Origin of the sequence: Cytobacillus dafuensis, from assembly GCF_007995155.1 — a bacterium.
Classification (GTDB): domain Bacteria; phylum Bacillota; class Bacilli; order Bacillales; family Cytobacillaceae; genus Cytobacillus; species Cytobacillus dafuensis.
On sequence record NZ_CP042593.1, the window covers coordinates 908,589 to 932,001 of the forward strand.

A 23,413-nucleotide genomic window follows, 5' to 3' on the forward strand; every position below is an offset into this window, starting at 1 on the left:
CTTTTTGAAATAAAAGCACGGTCTGATATTAAAACGATTAAAGAGAATTTTGCTGTATCTTTGATCATTGAAGTAGGTAATTCCTGAGTGTATGTGGCAACACATGGGGTGTTGGTGAAGTTTATAAGAATAAAAAAGAAGTAAATTTCCCAACAAGGAGAATTTACTTCCTTTTATTTAAGTTTAATAATTATTGATTATTCACTACAGTTATTGTTTTTGGCGGTGTTGTAACTTTAAATCCGAACTCATCAACACCATCAAATGTTATGGTATAAATTCCATTTGGCTGCCCCTGTTTTGGATACCATTTGGTTGACTCCATATTCCATACATTTTTATAGGAAAGAGTTTCTGCTACATTTCCACTAGGATCCTTAATTGTTACGGTCCAGTCAATTTTCTTATTTGCGTATGCAGAAAACACTGCTGGAGTTTTGTAGTTTACGCTTGGTCCATATACACTGAAGTATGAGATGAGCATTTTATAATCGATCATAGGTGTACCATAAACAGTGTGGCGTACGTTATAAGCATAATCATATGCCAAAACAACTATACCCTCTGGTTTTGTATTCACAACATAGGAGGTCATTCCATCTTTTTGGATGACGTATTTTCCATTTACGAAAAGAATGGCTCCTTCGTAACCACTTCCACCTTCTTCATCCACATCCCATGAGATTCTATACTTCCCATTTTCTTCTGTTACTTGTATATTTTTAGCCTCAGGTGCTACTGAATCCACCTTAATAGGAAATTTAAGCATTTGTGGTTTTGCATTTTCCCAGTCTAAGGTTGATTTTAAGACAATGTAATATTTATCGTCAGGTACTATATTTCCACTATCATCTGTCATATCCCAATATAGACCTGGATCTGCATATGCATACTTGTTAAATGGCATTAAAGTTTTTTTAATTTTTATATTACCTGAATTGTAAAAATCAAAATCAGTTATATGTTTTATAACATTACCGTTTTTATCTTCTACAAGTAGAACTAATTCCTTTACATTTCTTAACAAGGTATACTGAGGAAACGGACCATCTAACATTGATTTTGGTGATGTTGCATGTCTTTCAGGGTCTATTTTCTTGGTTAATGGATCATATCCAAGAGGACCCTCAGCATCTCTTTGATCAAGTAAATAAGTGTAATTAATAAAGTAATTATCCGAGTCATATGCAGGTGCATCGATATTCTTTACAGCATTCCAATCTCCATAGAAGCCCATATAAGGAACGGTTAGTTCAGGTATTTGATTATTATCATGAGGTACGAGTCTAACAAATCCTTCAACAAACATATTATCCTTTAAATTAGTAGCATTTGAAAAATCAATTTCAAAGTTTAACTCTTCTTTTTTACCCTTTTTTATATGAATTAAACTTGAATCTTCATTTGAAATTCTTTTTCCATTTACCTTTACATCTGCACCATCAACCCTAATGCTCTTCATCGTCAAGGTATTGGCTGTTTTATCTATCGTTCCATCTAAGTCATTATCATAGTTTTTGACCGCTGTTTCATCTGTTAATACATCTATATATACGTCATAATTTAAATCTTTAGGTATTGATTTTCCATCTAAAGCTTGAACAGTTAAATTAAATCTTGCCTTGTTGCCCTTAATCTCTTTTAATGCAACTGCTCCAGCTTTTTCTAAACTTGCTTCTCGATCATAAACCAATGCAGGTGTTTCAATGGCCTTATCAATCTGCATTAGTCCTGAACCTTGTTTTCTAGGTGAATATGGGGTTTGCTCTCTGCTTGTTTTATCAATTAAAATCTTTGAAGTGTTCATCAGCATAATTTTAGCCTTAAGAGCGGTTTCCATATTCTTGTCTTCCCCTTTGGCCTTTAATGCTTCAAGAACCAGTGCTGCCCCTCCTGCAACATGTGGCGCTGCCATTGATGTTCCACTAAATACATCATACTCATTGTTTAATGTTGTTGAATATATTCTTCCTCCTGGAGCTGATATTTCTGGTTTAAAGTCTAAGTTTTCTGGTGTTCCCCATGAAGAAAAACCAGACATTGTCTCTGCTCTATCATGATTTACCCATAACGGATTATTGGAGAAAGACATTTTTAAACTTTCACCATTTTTAAGTTTTTCTATAAGATTATTACCATCTGCAATACTTGTTGTTACTAATGGTAAATATGATGACGCAACAGGTACTCTCGGATAGTCACTATAACTAGTTGGTGCCCTCATAATAACGGCAACTGCACCTTTGTTTTGGGCAAGTTGTTGAATAGGGAAATAACTATTATAACTTTCATCTGTTCCCACCACTACGATCTTACCTGTACAATCTCCAATATCCTTAAAATCCTCATACTTTCCTGCCTTGGCATATATTAAATCATATTCCTTGTTCTCACCTAATCTGGTAACAATATCAGCGTTCGTATATGTTTTTTGATAACCCATTTCGTGTCCAGAAGATAGTCTCGCTTTAAATACCTTTTGTTTATCATTTTCATAGGATGCAACTTGAAGTGCAAAAGGGCTAACACCTGGTGCTCCTACCATTCCGATGTCTGGATTTTCTGCAAATGGAGCTTTTGCCTGTGGTAATGAAACACCGTTTAAAGTACTATAATAATCATTACCACCAGCTGCAACAACCATTGTACCCTGCTCAACTGCATTTCTGATCGCCTTTTGTAAAGGATCATACTCTTCATCAACTGTTCCAGTAGGGGAACCTAGACTTAGATTGATAACATCTGCCCCCATTTCCACTGCATGCTGTACTCCTGCGATAATATCATCATCCCAAGCTCCAGCCGCTGTATCGGAGAATACTTTTTCAGCTATGATTTGAACACCAGGAGCTATTCCTACTACTCCATCAGTGCTTTCATCTCCATTTGCTCCAATAATACCTGCAACGTGTGTACCATGGGCACCTTTTGGTATAACATTGTTATCATTATCTGCCCAGTCATATCCTGTTGGCACTTTATCTGTATAATAGACATCATTTACATCAGTTCCATCTAATTTTTCTCTTAAATTTTCCTCAGTTAAACGAGCCTGTTTTTTCCCATTTTCAGTAAGCTTCATATCCTGATGACGATAATCTACACCGGAATCAACAACAGCGACGACCATACCATCACCTTCAAGTCCAAGCTTCTTCCAAACCGTTGGTGCATTAACCATGTTTTTACTTGATACCATATCATAACTATGTGTTCTTGCGATCGTTACCCTGGACACTTCTGGAAGATCCTTTATTTCCTTGATGTTTTTATATTCAGTTTCCATACTAAAACCGTTTACACCTAGAGTGTAATCATGCCTAAATTCACCTTTAATACCTTTGTTTGTAATATTATCTTTTACTTTTTTATGCCCACTTTTTAATTTATTCATTTTTACTTTGTTTTCCTTTGCATCCTTAGCTGGGGCATCCTTTAGTTCAATAATGACCCTTACCTTTTCATCTGGAGCATATTGAACACCCATGATGTTGTTAGAATTCTCATCATCATGTATTCCCTTATTAATTGTTTCCGTTTGCTCGGTGTTTTCATCAACATAAAGACTTCTCGAGGTCTTAATACTTTCTTGAATTCCATTTTGTGTAGCTTCTAAATCGTTGGCACCAGTTTCATTAATAGCAAATGAATTTGTTGTACTTGTCCCCAAAAGTACTCCGGTAGCCAACACCCCTACTGTCATGGCATTAATCATTTTTTTGTTTCTACTTTTCTTCATCAAACCTCTCCTTTTTTAGCTAAAAATAGTAAATTAAAATATTATGAAAAATGTGAAGGATTTCTAACTCAACTTCACATTTATCCATCGATCTTTCTTCGGCTACTTTTCAACTAATCTAGTATGAATTTGGATTCGTTGTATATGATATTTAGCAATCTGAAAATTCACTCAATTGAAATTATAGATTAGGCTAAGAACTTTAGTAAATGGGGGGAATATCCAAGTAATTCCACTTACATTTTTATACATAAAGGTACTAGAAAATAAGTTTTTTGATTGTATTTGGTAAAATAAAAAAGAAAAAAATATTAATATGACTTAATTTCGTGTTGAAATTTAGCTGACTGTGCACTTGGATTGGGGGAAATTATAACAGAAGTTATATTTTATAATTAAAGAACACTAATAAACGTTATAACTTTTTTTATATTTTACAGACGGAAAGTTATATCTCTTCTGAGGGTCGGGTGACAGGCACTGATATAAGTATAATAAATCCAGCAGCTTTCCCTTTAAACCAGCAATGAGTGGTTTTGAAAAATCAATCGTAACAAAGGGAATCTCATTGCCATGATTCTTACTTTTATGGCTGCTGGTTGCTTTCCTTTTGTTATGATTCGTTACCTGATCACCAACCATAAATGGAATGACTACCTAGAACGTTCCTCAGCCCGTTCTTCTGTACAGGAACCTTCGTGTCTTTGTTTCAGTACTTGTCTAATTCAATTGTAGAAAGGCTTTGGATAGTTCTCACGTCCGCCTTTCTGCACCATGTATTAAGAGGTTTTTAGTACGATACTGAACAATATCAGCCGGTCAGAACTGTTAAAACGTTGATAACAGCGTTATAGCTTGTCCGTTTCGGTTCCGATTCTGCCTTATTATTTGGGTCCCTTCCCAAATCCCCCTATTCTCTTCATAGCGAGAAAGGGTGGTTGGAACTACATTTTGCTTTTCAAAATTGGAAAGCGAATAGGTAGAGGTGGGCACTAGCGCGAGGGGGGTTGGAAATGTCCAATCTTTTTCCTCCTATGAAAATAGGATACTTTATATGAACCTATAGGGAGATGAATATGCGGGGAAAGAAACCAAGGTTATTCCAGAAGGTGAAAAATGAAGTGGCTCCTCAACATATTCAATCAGAAAATGAAAAGAATAGCGGGGAGCAAGTATCTAGCGAGTCAAATATAAGTGGAGACAAATGGGATCGAATAGGACTTTTAGTGTTACATGAAATATATAATCAAGAAGTTGTGAGTAATAGTGATTAGACTTGAAAAGAAGGGAATAACTGCTGGCATTTCATAATATGATTTAGTAGAAAGGGAGGAATGGAGAGGATAAGGATTGAGCAATTCACTGATTACAAGAGAAATGCTGGTTCATTACAATGAGTTAAATTTTAAGAAAAAAGAGATTGAATCCCAATTAGATGAGTTGAAGAAGGTTTTCAATCAATATTTCGACATTACCATTGGAAAAAATACTAAAGGTGAAATGATCATAAGTGATTACAAGCTGCAAAGGCAAGTGAGAACCACTGAAAAATATGAACAGGAAGCTACTGTCCATAGATTAGAGGAATTGAATTTGACGGACCTTATTCAGAAGAAACCAGACGAAGCAAAAATAAAATCCGCATTGAGTCTTGGACTTTTAAAGGATGAAGATTTAGAAGGCTGCAAAACAATTAATACAACTCAAGCAATCTATGTAAAACATTTAGAGTCTAAATAATATTGAAAGATCATTCTAGGAGCCTATAAGGGCTTTTTTTAGTTGCTTTGCAATTACAGCTTAATAAAATAGATTCCCTATTAATAAATGTTATAATATTAAAATAATATTATAATCTTCTACATCTGAATGGAGTTAGAAAATGGAAAGTATTTCAGTAATATCAATTTTAGATGTTGTCGGTGAATTATTTTCAGATGAAATTTCTATTGCGGTTTCTAATAAGAAGGAATACGTTTATTATCGCCCAAGTAAACGTGTCGATTTAAAAATTAAGGCTGGTGATCCTTTAAAGGAAGGAACGATTGCGTATAAGGCGATCGCCACTGGACAAAAGGTATCTGAGTTTATCGATCGTGATGTATTTGGGGTTCCTTATCATGGCATGGCTGTACCTTTTCATAATAATGGTTTTTTAGAAGGATGTGTCACTGCAATTTATCCTGCATTAACAGATGGAAAGTCGGTCGTTACCGTGAGAAGCCATGATGGCTGGAGGCCGATTCCCTTTTCGAATGTTGTGTATTTAGAGGCAAAGGATAAGAAAACCTTTGTCCATACGGAGGGGTACTCAGGTACACATAAATTCTCGCTTCAGGAATTTGAGTATTTGCTGCCAAAGGATTCTTTTATTCGTTGCCACCGATCTTTTATCGTGAATGTCAACCATATAAAGGAGATATATCCTGATACTCATTCAACTTTTTTACTTGTTATGGATAATGGTGCTCAGTTAGCAGTTAGCCAATCTTATTCAAGTTATTTTCGAAAACTATTAGGATTTTAGAAATATTCTGTTTTATATAGAAAATGTGGTAGCTTATCGGAATTTCCTATAATTTAATCCTAAAACTCCTATTTCCTATTTTTTCATAGGTAAAATGATAATAATTTCATGAATGGGAGTGGGATGGGGAATGAAAAAGGGGTTTGAACGGATTAGAGACCAGCGCTTGCTTGATCGAGTTGTCACACCTGAAGAAGCTGGTTCATGGATTCAAGACGGAATGACCTTGGGGTTAAGCGGCTTTACACGTGCGGGGGACGTGAAAGCGGTACCATTTGCGTTAGTTGAAAGGGCAAAGACAGAATCCTTTAAAGTGAATGTCTACACAGGTGCTTCTTTAGGTTCAGACGTTGATAAATTATTTGCTGAAGTGGGGATTATTAATAAAAGGCTGCCTTTCCAAGCAGATCCGACGATGAGAAGAGGGATTAACCAAGGGGACTTCTTATTTGTCGACCAGCATTTATCTCATACGGCTGAGCTAGTGCGTGCCAATGTGATGGAACCAATTGATTTCGCAATTTTGGAAGCGGTTTCTATAACCGAGGATGGCATGATCATCCCGACCACTTCAATTGGGAATTCATTAACCTTTGCGCAGCATGCAAAAGCCATTATTGTTGAAATTAATCTTGCACAATCTACAGAGCTAGAAGGCTTACATGATTTGTATGATCCTGATAAGCAAGGAGAAAGGGATCCTATTCCTCTAACGAAAGTGGCCGATCGAATCGGTACGAAGGGAATAATAGTAGATGTAGAAAAAATAAAAGGAATTGTTTTTACGAATCAAGAGGATTCGCCATCTACGATTGTACCTCCTGATGAAGAAACAAAGATTATGGCTCAGCACTTATTGTCCTTTTTGCGAAAAGAGATTGAAGCGGGAAGATTGACGGAAAAGCTTGCTCCACTGCAGTCAGGAATTGGATCAGTAGCCAATGCTGTTCTTCATGGTATGCTAGATTCAGAGTTTGAAGATTTAGAGGTTTATTCTGAAGTGTTGCAGGATGCGGTGTTTGACTTAATGGATGCAGGGAAAGTTAGCTTTGCCTCATGCTGCTCTATCACTTTATCCGATGATAAAATGAAGAAAGTATTCTCAAACTTTAATCAATATCGTGATCGTTTATTGATGAGACCTCAGGAAATTTCGAATCATCCTGAGATCATTCGTCGTCTTGGTTTGATTTCTATCAATACGGCATTAGAGCTTGATATTTATGGAAATGTGAACTCTACACATGTATTAGGTACGAAAATGATGAATGGCATCGGTGGCTCGGGTGATTTTGCAAGGAACGCACGTCTTGCGATTTTTGTCACGAAATCAATTGCTAAAGACGGTAAAATCTCAAGCATAGTCCCATTTGTATCACATGTGGATCATACTGAACATGATGTGGACGTGATTGTTACGGAGCAGGGCTACGCAGACCTGCGAGGACTAGCACCAAGACAGCGCGTAGAACTAATTATTGAAAATTGTGCTCATCCAATGTACCGTGACCAGCTTCGTGAATATTATCAAGAAGCATTAACAAGAGGTGGACAAACTCCTCATGTTTTGGAAAAAGCTCTTTCATGGCATACGGATTTTGCTAAGAATGGGACGATGTTAAAAGCTGTACCAGTTACGGTTTAAAATATATTATTTCAAATAAAGTGTAATTAATGGGTTTATACAGCCCATTAATTTGTTTAAGGAGTGGTCTCAAAGGTATCTATGAGACCACTTTTCGTTTGATTTCTAAGGAGAAGTGGTCTATTAAGTATAAGTGCAACTATGCCTTAAATCTTGGCCTTAAAATGCTAGCCAGTCGACGAGTGTTCTTTATATTAACTTTTTTATGAGTAATTTCGCAATTTCCATTGCCTGATCATTTAATCTCATCGTGGAATAATAATTAAATAATTCTTTATTCGAGCGTTCAATTAAATAATAAAATCCATTTTTGCTGAACATTGGTAATGCTTTATCGACTAAATATTGATGATATTCTTTCTCTTTACATTTTAATAAATAGATAAGGAGTTTAAAAAGATGAATATATAATAATGAATTCATCTTTTTTGCAATCGTAAACCCATTTTCAGCAAGTAGAATAAGTTCATTTTTTGGTAAAAGCCCTCCTTCTAATGAACTTCGAATATACCCCTCTAAAGAAAGTAAATAGGAATTCGATACTGGATCTGTTATTGCCATCGATTCCTTATAATAAATACTTGCTAGCTCATAGTTAGACCTTCGTAAATATTCAAATGCAAGATTATGCAATACTCTTGCTTTCCGATCAAGGGCACTACATAATTCACAACTCTTAATTAAATTTTTTAATCGTTTAATAATTTCATCATCTGTACTGAAGTCATTTTTTACTTGAATAAGCATTAGCATCTCTGCATCAATGACTCTAAGATAGTTATTTATGTTCTTAAAATATTGATGTGCCTTTTCGGCATAATAATAGGCTAGCATAGGTGATTGTGTCGTGTGATAGGCAACTGCAAGATGATAATAATATTCCGGGTTATTATAAACAGTAATTTGAATTGATTTAAACGATTGTATTGCACTTATATAATCTTGTTTTTCTAAATAATAAATACCAAATGTATGCATTAATAAATTGGTTTCATAAGGTGAGAGTCTATTTAATTTTCTTTGAATATTTTTGAGGATTTTAAATGCCTCATTTGACTTATGATACATAAGCAAATACCTAGCTCGGAGTAATTGATACATGTATACATATTTCGAAATTTCTAATAATTCCTCATACTCTAGCTCACTATTAATTTGATCCATTTCATTATAAAGCTGCATAATAATCGTTTCTTGCCAATACAGTAATTTTTGTTTGATATTCGTAAGTTTAGTTAACTCTTCTTCCATATTAATCTCAAGTCGTTTACATAATAAATTGGTAATTTCTGTAGCGTAAGTTGTTTGGGCACACTCTATTTTACTAATATGAGATGTTGAACATATATCTTTTCCTAATTGTTCTTGGGTGAGTTTTTTTTTTCTCGATAAAACTTAATGATTTTCCCCTCATACATAACCAAAGTCCCCCTATTTAATATCGATAACAATAAAATTCTAGCCAAGCCAGCAGTTATACATTAATAATTTTATTCAATATTTATTCAATATTCAGAAACATACCCTAATTATCCCTATCATCCCACATTTCTCTTCTTCTGAAAATTAAACATAGGATGTAACTCTTGTTGTTATTGGTTCTATGCCTGCATAAAACAAAAGTACTATACCAAATCGTAATATTATATTTCTACATAATGAATAAATGTCGAATATACCATATCGTTTTTAGTTCTATATACACATTTTAATCAATTGTTTTTTCTTGTTTTCGTAAAATTCTATTAATTGTATATATTTCCCCCATTTTAAGAGAAAATACGCCACTAAAAATATTGATTTCGACAAAACCATAAAAAAATATTTTTCCTGATAATAACTTGAAATTCTATTTTAACTTTGTTTAAATGACAATCTTTTTAATGAAAAACTGAAAAATTTAGACAAAAATTTCAACATTCCTTCTAACGAATAGTCGAAATTTTTTAAAAAATATGGCTAAAATGACATTTTTTAGTATAAAAGTATTAAAAAAATATTAATTGTTTCATAGTGAAATCCCCCAATTTACTATTTTTTAAGGGGAATGTACACTTCGAGTTGTATTCATTATCATACAAGGGGGAAAAGAGAGAAAAGGTCAAAGAAAGATTAAATCTATCCATAAATAGAAGGTTGGTGTTCATCTGCAAAAATAAAAAATATAACACTGAATCTCAAGTCTCAATGTAAGAAAATTTCAAAAAAGGAGTCGAATTGATGAAAAGGAACAGACATGGTCTTGTTGCAGTTAACTTAATTTTATGCATGTTGTTACTCGTCTCTACTTTTTTACCTCAACTCACCTTTGCTAATTCCAACTCCAAAGCAAGTATTTCTCTGCTTGAAAATTCTGATGTAGCATCTAAAAACGTGAAAGCAAAGGTAGATAAAAAACTGAATGATCAGTTTAGTAAGAAGGAAACGGTTACATTTTTATTAAAATTAAAAGATCAAGTGGATACAAAAAATGTAGCCACCGAAACAGCTAAAAAAGCTAAAGATCAAAAACAAACTGCTGCCAAAACCGAATTGATGAAACGCTCTGCTGTCGTTTCTTCCCTTCGCGCTAAAGCTAGCGAAACTCAATACTCGATCAAAACCTATCTGGATCAAGAAAAAAAGAAGGGAAATGTCGAAGAGTTTCAATCCTTCTATATCGTCAATGGCATGGCGGTAACAGGAACCAAAGAAGTGATGGAGAAGCTTGCTACCTTCCCTGAAGTCGAAAAAATCCTGCCAAACGAAACGGTACAGCTGAGCTCAAATGAAAGCAGTGAAACATCCATCCAACCAACAGCTGATACCCAAGCGGACACCACTTCAATCGAATGGAATATTGCAAAAATCGACGCACCACAAGCATGGAATATGGGCATTGATGGTACGGGAACTGTAGTCGCTAGTATCGATTCAGGAGTCCAGTGGAATCACCCTGCTTTAAAAGAAAAGTATCGGGGTTACAACCCAGCCAATCCAGATCAACCTGATAACACTTACAACTGGTTTGACGCTGTTTCTGGACAAGCTGCACCTAATGATAGCGGTGGCCGTGGTACCCACGTCATAGGAACAATGGTGGGTTCTGAGCCTAATGGCACGAACCAAATCGGTGTGGCTCCAGGTGCAAAATGGATTGCTGTAAAAGCCTTTACCCCGACTAGTGGAACCCAAGTTGATCTACTGGAAGCTGGAGAATGGATTTTAGCTCCAAAAGATGCTGAGGGCAATCCACATCCAGAAAAAGCACCTGACGTAGTGGTCAACTCTTGGGGTCTTCCACCAGGAACCGATGAATGGTTCCGCCCAATGGTGCAAAACTGGCTTGCAGCTGAGATTTTCCCTGCGTTCGCTGCTGGAAATTACGGTCCAAAAGCTGGAAGCATCTCCAACCCAGCCAATTATCCGGAATCCTTCGCTATTGGCGCAACGGATAGTAATAATCGAGTTGTTTCTTGGTCTTCACGCGGTCCTTCGACATATGGAGAAGTGAAGCCAGATATTTCCGCCCCAGGTGCAAACATCCGCTCTTCCGTACCAGGCAGCAGCTATAAAGTCAATGAGAATGGAACTTATATGGCTGCACCACAAGTTGCAGGAGTTGTTGCTTTGATGAAGCAGGCGAATGCCTCTCTTACCGTTGATGAAATGGAACAAATTTTATTGGATACGGCAATCCCATTAACTGACTCACTCTATCCAACTTCACCAAACAATGGTTATGGTCATGGTCTAGTGAACGCCTATAACGCTGTCTCCTCCATAATCAGCGGACTAGGCCAAGTTCAGGGACAAGTGGTTAGCGAAGATCAAGATACTGAGAATCCAACATATCAGCATACCGCTCCAACGGAAACATATTCGAATGTGGTATTACCTCTTACTGTTCAAGTACAAGACAATTTCAGGATAGACAGTGTAGAGCTACAATACCGTGCAAGCGAAACTGCCGAATGGCAAACAGTAGCAGCAACTCGTACCGCAGGTGACTATAAGAGCGGAACGTACCAAGCCGTGATTCCGGATGATGCCGTACAGGTCCCAACCCTTACCTATCATTGGCGCATCACGGACTATGGACAAAACGCGGTTACTTCTGACGATTACGTAGTACCAGTCAGCACTGGAATAAGCACCGGTTACTATCAAGATTTTGAATCTCAACCAAATGGTTGGATCTCCTACGGTACCCAAAACACTTGGGAGTGGGGAGTACCTAGCTTTGCTTATGGACCAGGAATAGCTGCTTCTGGTGAAAAAGTGTACGGAACCAATTTAAAAGGTTACTATGACAACAATGCCAATATGAGCTTGATGATGCCTCCCATCGTCCTGCCTGAAGGTAACGCCTATCTGCAATTTAAAGACTGGTATTCCATTGCAAACTACGACTATGGTCAGGTGCTTGTATCGACAGACAAACAAAACTGGCAACAGCTGTACAGCACCACTCTTAGCTCTAACACATGGATTGAACGCCGAATCGATTTATCAGCATATGCTGGTCAACGAATCTATATCGCCTTTAACGTCACCACAAATTCTACTGGCACAAAAGCAGGTTGGTATATCGATGATGTAGCCTTAAGCAATACACCACTTACCACAGCCAATGTAGAAATAGAAGATGTACAACAACAAAAGCTGCTAGCTAGACACATGGAAAATGAGCTACAAACCAATAAAAAAGCAGTCAACCCGGAAGCAATCAAACCAACAGAAATACAAAACGTGATGGCACCTACCGCCACGATCACACAGGCAGCAGTCCAACCAATGTCCATGCCACTTGGAGCTACAGTGAGCGTGCTCGAATCCGGACGTTCTGTGACCACCAACCCAGTTGATGGCAGCTATGGTATGATTCATCCTGCTGGTGAATTCACCTTACGTGCTGAAACATCATATGGGTATTACTCTACAGATCAACGGGTAAATATTCCTGCCGATGGTACAGTAGAAGCTAACTTTACCTTAAAACCGATCCCGAAAGGAACTATTAACGGAACGGTCATAAACAAGCAAACAGGTCAGCCGCTCGCTAACGCAACACTCTCTCTGATCGAAGACGCGCTCATTCAACCTGTACAAACAGATGAAAACGGACGCTTCTCCATCACTGCCTATGAAGGAACGTATACCTTACATGTATTCAAGCCTCTCTATTACGGCCAAGATATCACGATCACCATCCCAGCAAACGGAAATATCGAACAAAACATTCCGTTACAACCATTTGTCGGCTATTCTAATGAGATCGGCTATGATGATGGTACCGAAGAAGAATCTCTCATTTGGCAGACTGTTGGAAATGATTATGGTTGGGGTTGGGGTGTAAAAATGTCTCTACCTGAAGGCAAAGATAGCGCCTTAATCACCGCTGGTCTCTTCCGCCTTGGGGATAACTCATATCCAGCCTTTAAGGTTGCCATCTATGATGCTAGTGGACCGAATGGTGCACCTGGTAGAAAATTGGCAGGTCCGTTGAATGCGACTGCACTAAGGAGTGGAGAATGGACAGTTGTCGATCTGAAAAGCGAAGGAGTCATAGTAAACGACGACTTCTATATGGTCTATATCCAATCAAAGTCCTCTCCATATGTACCAGCACTTGCTTCTGATTCAAGCAGTCCATACGCAGGTCATAGCTGGCAACTGTATAACGGAGTTTGGTCCAAATCCCCTGAAAAATACGGAAACGTTATGATTCGGGCGCGGGTAGACTTTGAAGCGATGACTCCAGTGATTACAACACCTAAAGATGAAGCCTACACCAATCAACCTACTTTCACAGTAGAAGGAAAAGCTTCACCTACTGCCCTAGTTCATCTCTTTAATAATGGTGAAGAAATGGCTGCCGCACAAACCAGAGAGGATGGCACCTTCTCTGTAAATGTGCCTCTCCAAAACGGAGAAAACGTGCTGACAGCTACCTCTTCTACCGATCGAGGTAGTACGGATCCGTCTGAGCCAGTGAAGATCATCCTTGACCAGGCAAAACCAGAACTAACCATCACCAAACCTGCTGAAGGCTTCAAGATGAATCAGAAAGCGGTTACGATCGAAGGAAAAGCAACTGATCCATATCTAGCAGAAGTCACCGCAAATGGTCAAAAAGCGAATGTTGCAGAAAATGGCTCCTACTCCATAGATGTACTACTTAATAATGGAGAAAACAAATTTACTGTCACTGCTAAGGACCGCGCTGGAAATGAAACTAGCAAGGAAGTCACTGTTTACGCCAAGTTTAATCCACCTGCGATCAAAAACTTAAAACCCGCTCAAAATGTGGTGATAAAAACAGGTGATAAGTTAACCGTCGAACTAGATAGTGAGCCAGGAATTAGCGGTTCCTTCTTGATCCGCTTACCTTCAGCCTATGCAACCGCCACCGCCACTTCTTCTGCTGAAATAGTGTTAATAGAGCAAGGAGAAGGTCATTATGTTGGTACCTGGACGGCACCAAAAGAAAAGTTCAGTGGTGCTGAGATTGAATTGGTGATGAGAGACGATTACGGAAACGAATCTCGTCAAATAGCCACTGGTAAAGTGTATGTCAACGTAAAACCTAAATAAATCTTTGATTGATTGATTGATTGATTGATAGTTTCAATGTAAAAAACATTTATAAAATAAAGCAAGTTGGTGGCCATCTACAACAGTTGGTGGCCATCTTCAATAAAAAAATACAGCTCTGTAACGCAAATTTTAATGCCAGCAAATTTAGGGAGGATTCAAATTGATAAAAAGGAAAAGACATGGCCAGGTCGCATTTAGTTTTATTTTATGTGCATTATTGTTGTTATCTACTTTTTTACCTCAGTTCGCTTTGGCTAATTCCAACTCCGATGCAAGTATTTCTCTTCATGAAAGTTCTGAGGCAGTATCTAACAATGTGGAAACAAAGATAGATAAAAAACTGAACGATCAGTTTAATAAGAATGAAACGGTTACATTTTTATTAAAATTAAAAGATCAAGTGGATACAAACAAAGTTGCTACCGAAACAGCTAAAAAAGCTAAGGATCAAAAACAAACTGCTGCCAAAACTAAATTGATGAAACGCTCTGCTGTCGTTTCTTCCCTTCGCGCTAAAGCTAGCGAAACTCAATACTCGATCAAAACCTATCTGGATCAAGAAAAAAAGAAGGGAAATGTCGAAGAGTTTCAATCCTTCTATATCGTCAATGGCATGGCAGTAACAGGAAACAAACAAGTGATGGACAAGCTTGCTGCTTTCCCTGAAGTCGAAAAAATCCTGCCAAACGAAACGGTACAGCTGAGCTCAAATGAAAGCAGTGAAACATCCATCCAACCAACAGCTGATACCTCAGCAGATACAACTTCAATCGAATGGAATATTGCACGAATCGAGGCACCACAAGTCTGGAAAAATACAGGTATTGATGGTACAGGAATTGTAGTCGCTAGTATCGATACAGGAGTTCAGTGGGATCACCCTGCTTTAAAAGAAAAGTATCGGGGTTACAATCCAGCCAATCCAGATCAACCTGATAACACTTACAACTGGTTTGACGCTGTTTCTGGACAAGCTGCACCTAATGATAACGTTGGCCATGGTACCCACGTCACAGGAACAATGGTGGGCTCTGAGCCTAATGGCACGAACCAAATCGGTGTGGCTCCAGGTGCAAAATGGATTGCTGTAAAAGCCTTTACCACGACTAGTGGAACCCAAGTTGATCTGCTGGAAGCTGGAGAATGGATTTTAGCTCCAAAAGATGCTGAGGGCAACCCGCATCCAGAAAAAGCACCTGACGTAGTGAACAACTCCTGGGGTGGTGGAGCAGGAAAAGATGACTGGTATCGCCCAATGGTGCAAAACTGGCGTGCAGCTGAAATTTTCCCTTCGTTCTCTGCTGGAAATGCCGGTCCGACTAATGGAAGCATCTCTATCCCAGGCACCTATCCAGAATCGTTCGCTACTGGCGCAACGAATAGTAATAATCAGCTTGCTTCTTTCTCCGCACGCGGTCCTTCGCCATACGGAGAAGTGAAGCCAGATATTTCCGCCCCAGGTGCAAACATTCGTTCTGCATTACCAGGTAGCAGCTATGGAACCAAGGACGGAACTTCGATGGCTGCACCACACGTTTCTGGGATTGTTGCCTTGATAAAACAGGCGAACGCCTCTCTTACCGTTGATCAAATTGAACAAATTTTATTTGATACGGCAATCCCATTAACTGACTCACTCTATCCAACTTCACCAAACACTGGTTATGGTCATGGTCTAGTTAACGCCTATGACGCTGTCTCCTCCATTGTCAGCGGAAAAGGCCGAGTTCAGGGACAAGTGGTTCGTGAAGGTCAAGATACTGAAAATCCAACTTATCAGCATACCGCTCTAACGGAAACATATTCGAATATGACATTACCTCTTACTGTTCAAGTACAAGACAATGTCAGTGTAATCAGTGTAGAGCTGCAATACCGTGCAAGCGAAACTGCCGAATGGCAAACATTAGCGGCAACTCGTACCGCAGGTGACTATAAGAGCGGAACGTACCAAGCCGTGATTCCGGCTGATGCCGTACAGGTCCCAACCCTTACCTATCATTGGCGCATCAAGGACTATGGGCAAAACGTGGTTACTTCTGACGATTACGTAGTACCAGTCAGCCCTGGAATAAGCACCGGTTACTATCAAGATTTTGAATCTCAACCAAATGGTTGGATCTCCTACGGTACCAAAAACACTTGGGAGTGGGGAGTGCCTGCCTTTGCCTATGGACCAGGAAAGGCTGCTTCTGGTGAAAAAGTGTACGGAACCAATTTAAAAGGTTACTATGACAACTTTGCCAATATGAGCTTGATGATGCCTCCCATCGTCCTGCCTGAAGGTAACGCCTATCTGCAATTTAAAGATTGGTATCAAATTGAAAGCTACGACTATGGTCATGTGCTTGTATCGACAGACCAACAAAACTGGGAACAGCTGTCCCGCTTTACTGGTGATTCTCAGACATGGACGGAGCGCCAAATCGATCTATCCGCCTATGCGGGTCAACGAATCTATATCGCCTTTAACGTCAGCACAAACTTTACTAACGTGAAAGCAGGTTGGTATATCGATGATGTCGCCTTAAGCAATACACCACTTACCACAGCCAATATAGAACTAGAAGATGTACAACAAGAAAAGCTGCTAGCTAGACAATTGGAAAATGAGCCACAAACCAATAAAAAAGCAGTCAACCCGGAAGCAATCAAACCAACAGAAATACAAAACGTGATGGCACCTACCGCCACGATCACACAGGCAGCAGTCCAACCCATGTCCCTGCCGCTTGGAGCTACAGTGAGCGTGCTCGAATCCGGACGTTCTGTGATCACCAGCCCAGCTGATGGTAGCTATGGTATGATTCATCCTGCTGGTGAGTTCACCTTACGTGCTGAAACATATGGATATTACTCTACAGATCAACGAGTGAATATTCCTGCCGATGGTACAGTAGAAGCCAACTTTACCTTAAACCCGATGCCGCAAGGAACGGTTAGAGGAACGGTCACAAACAAGCAAACAGGTCAGCCGCTCGCTAACGCAACACTCTCTCTGATCGAAGACGCGCTAATTCAACCTATACAAACAGATGAAAACGGACGCTTCTCCATCACTGCCTATGAAGGAACCTATACCTTACATGTATCGGCGCCTTTCTATCAGCGCCAAGATATCACGATCACCATCCCAGCAAACGGAAATATCGAACAAAACATTCCGTTACAACCATTTATCGGCTATCCTGGTGAGATTGGCTATGATGATGGTACCGAAGAAGACGCTCGCGCTTGGAATACTACTGGAAATGGTTGGGCTGTAAAAATGTCTCTACCTGAAGGCAAAAATAGAGCCTTAATCACCGCTGGTCTCTTCCGTCTCTGGGATGACACATGGCCGGTTCCAGGTGGAACAGCCTTTCAGGTTGCCATCTATGATGCTAGTGGACCGAATGGTGCTCCTGGTAAAAAAGTGGCGGGGCCATTTAATGCGACTGCACTAAAGAACGGGCAATGGACAGTTGTTGATCTGAAAAGCGAAGGAGTCGTGGTAAACGGCGACTTCTATATGGTTTATATCCAACAAAACGCTTACCCGTATACACCAGCACTCGCTGCTGATAAAAGCAGTCGAAGCGCAGGTCATAGCTGGCAACTGAATAACGGAAGTTGGTCCCAATCCCCTAAAGAGGATGGAAATATGATGATTCGGGCACGGGTAGACTTTGAAGCGATGACTCCAGTAATCACAACGCCTAAAGATGCAGCCTACACCAATCAATCTACTATTACGGTAGAAGGAAAAGCTACACCTACTACCCAGGTTAATCTGTTCAATAAAGGCGAAGAAGTGGCTACCACACCAGCCAGAAAGGATGGCACCTTCACTGTAGATGTGACTCTCCAAAACGGAGAAAACGTACTGACTGCTACCTCTTCTACCGTTCGAGGCAGTACGTATCCGTCCGAGCCAGTGAAGATCATCCTTGACCAAGAAAAACCAGAACTAACTATCATCAAACCTGCTGAAGGCTTCAAAACCAATCAGAAATCGGTTACGATCGAAGGAAAAGCAACTGATCCATATCTAGCAGCAGTCACCGCAAATGGTCAAAAAGCGAATGTTGCAGAAGATGGCTCCTACTCCATAGATGTACTACTCAATAATGGAGAAAACAAATTTACTGTCACTGCTAAGGACCGCGCTGGAAATGAAACTAGCAAGGAAGTCACTGTTTACGCCAAGTTTAATCCACCTGCGATTGAAAACTTACAACCCGCTCAAAATGTGGTGATAAAACAGGGTGACACATTGACCATCAAATTAGATAGTGAGCCAGGAATTAGTGGTTTCTTCTCGGTCCGTGCAACTTCAACCTATGCAACCGCAACCGCCACTACTTCTGAAATAGTGTTAATAGAGCAAGGAGAAGGTCACTATGTTGGTACCTGGAAGGCACCAAAAGGAAAGGTCAACGGTGCTGAGATTGAAGTGGTAATGAGAGACGATTACGGAAATGAATCTCGTCAAAAAGCTGCCGGTAAAGTGTATGTCAACGTAAAACCTAACTAAATCATGGCTTGAATAAAATAGAAGAGTAGACCATAGATTCACCTTTCATTTATATCCTAAATGGGTAAGGTGAAATGAGGACTCTAAAACAAATATAGCCGGTGATTGGTTGATGGATGTTTCCATTTGCCAATCCCGGCTTTTTTAAATTTGACTTTCGATTCGATTTCAAATCGCCTTGTTCCCCTTTTTTAGGCGGATCACCTTTATCCCGCATTAACGGGCAGAGTTTTAAGACAGCCTCTTTTTGGCTTTTTGCTTATTTTTTCATTTCAATAAGACCGATTCCAAGTCCTACAGGGTCTACCAAGAATGCAAGGTAAAAGTCATCAAACTCCATCTTATCTCGTACGATCATCGCACCATTCTCTTTTGCCTTCAAGATTGCTTCATCCATTGAATCAACTTCAATTTGAATACGCGTGCCAAAAGGGAAATCACTGGGCCCTTTTCCAATTCCGCCGTTTATTCCGGGTTTATCATCCTTCCCAGTCGTAACTGCCCAATAATCCCAATGAGGCTCAGCAACATCCCAACCAAAAACCTTTGAGTAAAATTCCGCTGCTTTTTCAGGCTCTTGACTGCTTAGTTCGAATCCAATTACTCGTCCCATTCTAATCCCTTCTTTCCTAAAATCTGTAATTACAATTAGTATTCAACAAATGTTGGAATTCACCTCTATGTTTCCACCTTTTTTGCGAATATCTTTAAATTTGGAAACTAATGAAGTTTTGTTTCCACTTTTCCACGATTATTTTAAAAAAATGGGAAACTATTAGTCTTTTGTTTCCACCTTTTTTACGAATATCTTTAAATTTGGAAACTAACGAAGCTTTGTTTCCACTTTTCCACGATTATTTTAAAAAATGGGAAACTAGTATTAATTTAAGGGTATTATATTTATAGGAATATGCCTTAGAAGCTATATTGAAAAAGTGGTAGCTGAATGGAAATATTTCAAAAATATCGAATTGAAACTACATAATAGAAAAAACAGAGAAGAAAAAATTTTGGAGGTAATACACAATGGAAAAAATAACGCCATTCTTGATGTTCGAAGGAAATGCAGAAGAAGCGATGAATTATTACACTTCTTTAATAGAGGATTCATCTATAACGAGTATTATACGTTATGGTCCTAATCAAGCAGGCAAAGAGGGAAGCGTTTTGAATGCAACCTTTTCATTAAAAGGACAAGAATTTATGTGCATTGATAGTTATGTTAAGCATGAATTTACGTTTACACCTTCGTTTTCCTTGTTTATCACATGTGATAATGAAGAGGAAATCGATCGACTATATGGAAGTCTATCTGAAGGCGGTAGAGTTCTAATGCCATTAGATAACTATGGCTTTAGTAAGAAATTTGGATGGATTAACGATAAGTTCGGCGTTTCTTGGCAGCTTACTTTACCGATCAAAATAAGTTAAAAGGATCGTCCTTTGAATAAAAAAGGAGCCTCTATTATGAATAGAAAAAAAGCATTATTATTATTGTTTGAAGGTTATTGTGAATTTGAAATAGCGACAGCGATCTCTATGTTAAGGGATACACATGATTTATATACAATGGCTTTAGAGAAGAGTCCTTGTAAATCTGAAGCAGGATTGAATACAATTCCTGATTTGACAATAAAAGAAGCCCTTCATTCAGAATATGATGTTCTCATCATTCCTGGGGGAGACTTACGACCAATAGCGTATGCAAATGAATTATTTGAATGGGTTAGAAGCTTTGCGGACTTAGGGAAAGTGATTGGAGCAATATGCAGTGGAGTATATGTTTTAGCCAAAGCAGGAGTTTTAAAGGATATTCCATATACTGTGACTTTATCTAAAGAACAAAGGAAATTTTTAAGCTGTTTTGATGAAGAAAAGTATTGTTATGAACCGCTGGTAAGAGAAAAAAGTATCTTAACTGCGCAAGGGCATGCCTATGTAGATTTTGGGATTCAGTTAAATAAGATGATCAGGGATGTAAGTGACGAATCAATCGATTTTTACCGTGGAAAAAGAAATCACTACATGGAAGCGGACTCGAATTTTTGAATTGAGCATTCTACAGAGTTATCCATAGAAAGAAAGGTTTTAGGCATCCTACTAAGGAAAAGCTATTATTATGAAGAACATTTATTAGTCTTGAATAATATATGTTCTTTTTTGTTTTTTGAAAGCTAGGTATGTTTTACACATTTCTGAAGTAGTGTACTGATAGTGTTAATGCAATAGACAAGATTAATTGTGTAGAGGTATGATGTGTTTAATAAGGTAAATTAGTTACTTTTTCAGGGAGATAAGCGATGAAGAAGATATTAATTGTTGAAGATGAGATTCCTATTAGCCAAGTGTTAAAAGTTTATTTGCAAAAGGCGAATTTCGATATCGTACAGGCTTTTAATGGAAATGAAGCGCTTGAAAAATTCGATATGTTTAAACCTGCTTTGGTATTGCTGGATGTCATGCTGCCAGGGAAGGATGGCTGGGCTATATTAAAGGAGATTCGTCAAAAGAGCACATGTCCTGTTATTATGCTGACTGCTCTCAGTGATGTGAATTATCGATTGAATGGCCTGAATGGCGGAGCAGATGATTATATACCAAAACCATTTATCGCTGATGAAGTGGTTGCAAGAGTAAATGCTGTTTTAAGAAGATCAGATATAAACGAAGGTCCGAAAAAAAGCTTTGGCCAATTGCAAATTGATCTTAAAGCTCACCATGTTACGATTAGTGGAGTGGAAGTTGAACTTACACCACGTGATTTGTCATTGTTGATGTTTCTATCGGAGCATCCAAATCAAACCTTTACTCGAGATCAACTCATTGAGCATGTATGGGGTTGGGAATATGAAGGCAGTGATCGTGCGGTTGATTTAGCGATAAAAAGATTAAGAAAGTCACTCCATAAATGGCCAGAGACAGAAGGAGAAATAAAGACACTGAGGGGATTGGGGTATCAATTTTGTGTATACCAAAGATAATAAAAGAGTACCATTAAGTAAATTTTGGACGAGCCGTTATTTACTCACCTTATGTATAGGCCTTATTGTCATAGCGATTATTTCTGCCATGTGGATAAGGCATACTACGCTTCAGCATCGATTAAGCATGACGAAACTATTAGCAGAGGAAATGGCGAATCGCATCGTTGATATTAGTGAAGGCCGGCCAATTCCAAGAGATGAGCTTCCTGGATCCTTATTGGATCGAGGACAGATTATGGATTATAAAAGTGACCCTTCAATATATATAGTGGATAGTATGGGAACCATTCTCTCAAGTAACAGGCCATCAGACCGAATGCTTCGGCAGTTTCCTCAAGCTATTTTGGAAGATAAAGATAATGTTCAAAAGTTAAAGCTTGATGAAAAGCGGGAGTTCTATGTAGTAAAAGAAGAAATTGAAACACAATCAATATTTTTAGGCTGGGTTGTCATTATTGAATCCGAAGATAATTTAACTAGGGTGAATCAAGAATATCGGCAATTAGCAATTATGATTATCGGTCTTGCTCTTCTTGGCTGGGCAGCGGTTTATTACTTATCAAGAAGATTATCGAATCCAATAAAAGAAGTCGCAAGAGCTGCCAAACAGGTTCAAGAAGGTGATTATAATATACATCTGCCTGACGATATGAAAGTGCAGGAAGTCTATGAACTCGTTAACTCTTTTAAGGAAATGTCAACACGTCTTCAAAAGCTTGAAACACTGCGAACAGAATTATTAGCAGGTGTAACACATGAATTAAAAACACCGGTCACTTCGATCAGCGGGCTGCTGCAGGCATTGAATGATGAGGTTGTAACAGGAGAAGAGGCAAAAGAATTTTTGGCGCTGTCTTTAATCGAAACAACTAAAATGAAAAAAATGGTGGAAGACCTGTTAGCTTTTAATACCTTTGCAGCAAATGCTGTTCCAGTAACAATAGAAAAACGTAACATTAATGAACTATTAGCTGAATCTATCCATCAGTGGGAGATTGTTCAGGATGACGATCTAATTGATTTATCTGTAACTCTTCTTAATGAAAGCAGGGAGATACATGTAGATCCGATTCGGCTTCAGCAGATCATGACAAATCTCCTTAATAATGCAAAACATGCGATTGAAGGTCATGGCAGTATTATGGTGAATGTTGCTGAACAATCGGATCAAATAACAATTGATATAAAGGATACGGGTACTGGAATACCAGTAGAGGAACAAGACCTTATCTTTGAACGGTTTTTTAGAGGAGAAGGGAAGAAGTATAAAGTAAGGGGGCTTGGATTGGGCTTGCCATTTAGCAAGATGATTGCCCAATCGTTAGGAGGCGATCTCCTGCTAATTTCAAGCTCTTCAGAAGGAACGACATTTAGAATTATTCTGCCAAAGTAAAATTTTTCACTGTGTTATTCGCTTTATAAA

Annotated in this window: 13 protein-coding genes; 10 read left to right on the forward strand and 3 right to left on the reverse strand. The window is 38.6% G+C overall.

The annotated features are described in order from the left end of the window. Nucleotides 1–190: 190 nt before the first annotated feature. A complete protein-coding gene (locus FSZ17_RS04550; RefSeq protein WP_057775883.1) occupies nt 191–3,739 on the reverse strand; it encodes a S8 family serine peptidase in 3,549 nt (1,182 codons plus the stop codon). A 1,076-nt stretch (nt 3,740–4,815) separates the two neighbouring features. Here FSZ17_RS04550 and FSZ17_RS04555 point away from each other — a divergent pair. The 4 genes from FSZ17_RS04555 to FSZ17_RS04570 all read left to right on the forward strand — a co-directional run bounded on the left by FSZ17_RS04555 (nt 4,816) and on the right by FSZ17_RS04570 (nt 7,911). Next, on the forward strand, nt 4,816–5,013 hold the full coding sequence (locus FSZ17_RS04555; protein WP_057775885.1) for a hypothetical protein: 198 nt from the start codon (nt 4,816–4,818) through the stop codon (nt 5,011–5,013). Between the two features lie 76 nt (nt 5,014–5,089). Continuing rightward, complete coding sequence (locus FSZ17_RS04560; RefSeq protein WP_228460277.1) at nt 5,090–5,479, forward strand: hypothetical protein; 390 nt, start codon at nt 5,090–5,092, stop codon at nt 5,477–5,479. Nucleotides 5,480–5,621: 142 nt separating this feature from the next. After that, nucleotides 5,622–6,266, forward strand: a complete 645-nt coding sequence (locus tag FSZ17_RS04565) for a LytTR family DNA-binding domain-containing protein (protein WP_057775886.1) — start codon at nt 5,622–5,624, stop codon at nt 6,264–6,266. Nucleotides 6,267–6,396: 130 nt separating this feature from the next. Further along, nucleotides 6,397–7,911 carry a succinyl-CoA:acetate CoA-transferase ScpC gene (locus FSZ17_RS04570; RefSeq protein ID WP_057775887.1) on the forward strand — a complete coding sequence of 505 codons (1,515 nt, stop codon included), beginning with the start codon at nt 6,397–6,399 and terminating at the stop codon, nt 7,909–7,911. Nucleotides 7,912–8,100: 189 nt separating this feature from the next. Here the strand turns inward: FSZ17_RS04570 and FSZ17_RS04575 are convergent, their stop codons facing one another. Further along, nucleotides 8,101–9,162 (reverse strand): hypothetical protein, encoded by a 1,062-nt coding sequence (locus FSZ17_RS04575; RefSeq protein WP_082625385.1) that lies wholly within the window; start codon nt 9,160–9,162, stop codon nt 8,101–8,103. Nucleotides 9,163–10,131: 969 nt separating this feature from the next. Here FSZ17_RS04575 and FSZ17_RS04580 point away from each other — a divergent pair. Both FSZ17_RS04580 and FSZ17_RS04585 read left to right on the forward strand, forming a co-directional pair. Further along, entirely contained in the window at nt 10,132–14,487 is a 4,356-nt protein-coding gene (locus FSZ17_RS04580; RefSeq protein ID WP_146846382.1) for a S8 family peptidase, read from the forward strand. A gap of 166 nt (nt 14,488–14,653) precedes the next feature. Then, the gene (locus FSZ17_RS04585) at nt 14,654–19,006 is read left to right on the forward strand and encodes a S8 family peptidase (protein WP_146846602.1); all 4,353 of its coding nucleotides are present in this window, start codon (nt 14,654–14,656) and stop codon (nt 19,004–19,006) included. A gap of 259 nt (nt 19,007–19,265) precedes the next feature. On the opposite strand, the gene FSZ17_RS04590 is transcribed toward FSZ17_RS04585, so the two are convergent. Next, nucleotides 19,266–19,619, reverse strand: coding sequence for a VOC family protein (locus FSZ17_RS04590; RefSeq protein ID WP_057775888.1), 354 nt, complete (start codon nt 19,617–19,619; stop codon nt 19,266–19,268). Nucleotides 19,620–20,032: 413 nt separating this feature from the next. Between FSZ17_RS04590 and FSZ17_RS04595 the strand changes: the two genes are divergently transcribed. The 4 genes from FSZ17_RS04595 (at nt 20,033) to FSZ17_RS04610 (ending at nt 23,383) form a co-directional block, all read left to right on the forward strand. Beyond that, the gene (locus FSZ17_RS04595; protein ID WP_057775889.1) at nt 20,033–20,437 is read left to right on the forward strand and encodes a VOC family protein; all 405 of its coding nucleotides are present in this window, start codon (nt 20,033–20,035) and stop codon (nt 20,435–20,437) included. 36 nt (nt 20,438–20,473) lie between these two features. Then, nucleotides 20,474–21,055: a DJ-1/PfpI family protein gene (locus tag FSZ17_RS04600; RefSeq protein ID WP_057775890.1), complete on the forward strand. Its 582-nt coding sequence runs from the start codon at nt 20,474–20,476 to the stop codon at nt 21,053–21,055. Nucleotides 21,056–21,306: 251 nt separating this feature from the next. Beyond that, nucleotides 21,307–21,987 carry a response regulator transcription factor gene (locus tag FSZ17_RS04605; protein ID WP_057775891.1) on the forward strand — a complete coding sequence of 227 codons (681 nt, stop codon included), beginning with the start codon at nt 21,307–21,309 and terminating at the stop codon, nt 21,985–21,987. Beyond that, nucleotides 21,971–23,383, forward strand: coding sequence for a HAMP domain-containing sensor histidine kinase (locus FSZ17_RS04610; protein WP_057775892.1), 1,413 nt, complete (start codon nt 21,971–21,973; stop codon nt 23,381–23,383). The genes FSZ17_RS04605 and FSZ17_RS04610 overlap by 17 nt, the downstream gene beginning before the upstream one ends. The last annotated feature ends 30 nt before the right edge of the window (nt 23,384–23,413 follow it).